The 814-nt window shown below is 44.7% G+C and carries 1 protein-coding gene; it reads right to left on the bottom strand.

The annotated features are described in order from the left end of the window. Positions 1–769 (bottom strand): thioredoxin family protein (locus C3420_RS17135; protein ID WP_171294488.1); only part of this gene is annotated, 769 nt, incomplete at its 3' end. Positions 770–814 lie beyond the last annotated feature (45 nt).

Raw genomic sequence — 814 nt, 5'->3', positions numbered from 1 at the left:
AGTTCTCAATGTCCATGGTATCCATGACCTGACCGCCCATACGTTCAGCCACGATCCCGGTTTTGATGCCTTTACGCGCTGCGTAGATTGCAGAGGTATTCCCCGCAGGACCACCACCAATCACAAGAACATCAAACGCTTCTTTGGCATTCAGCTTTTCCGCATCTTTGGCAGCAGAATCCGTATCCAGCTTGGCAATGATTTCTTCCAAAGTCATACGACCCTGACCGATGTGTTCATTGTCCTGGAACACCATAGGTACAGCCATGATTTTACGTTCTTCAACTTCTTCCTGGAAGAAAGCACCATCGATCATGGTTGCTGTTGTACCTGGGTTATAGATAGCAATCAGGTTGAGTGCCTGAACCACATCCGGACAGTTATGACAGCTTAAAGAGACAAACACATCAAAGTCGGACTTGATTCCTAAACCTTTGATCGATTCAAGAACTTCATTCGATACTTTCGGTGCATAACCCGAAGTTTGCAGCAATGCCAGAATCAGCGATGTGAACTCATGACCCATTGGCAGGCCTGCGAAGAAAACACGAGGCTGTTCACCGGCTTTAGCCACACCAAAACTTGGTGCACGTTTGTTGGTACCATCAAAACGGGCAGTCACTAAATCAGACAGTCCAGCGATTTCTTCTACAAGTTCTTTGATTTTTGCAGATTTATCTGAAGCATCTAAAGTGGCTACCAGTTCGATTGGTCCTTCAAGGCGTTCTAAAAGGGTTTTTAATTGGGCTGCTGTATTTTGATCTAACATTGCTAACGTCTCCAAAGGAGTAATAATTTATTCGATGAAAGAATA

This window comes from Acinetobacter sp. ACNIH3, assembly GCF_002918965.1.
Classification (GTDB): domain Bacteria; phylum Pseudomonadota; class Gammaproteobacteria; order Pseudomonadales; family Moraxellaceae; genus Acinetobacter; species Acinetobacter schindleri.
Note: the sequence above shows the minus strand (reverse complement) of the source record. Positions and strands in the feature narration are given on the sequence as shown.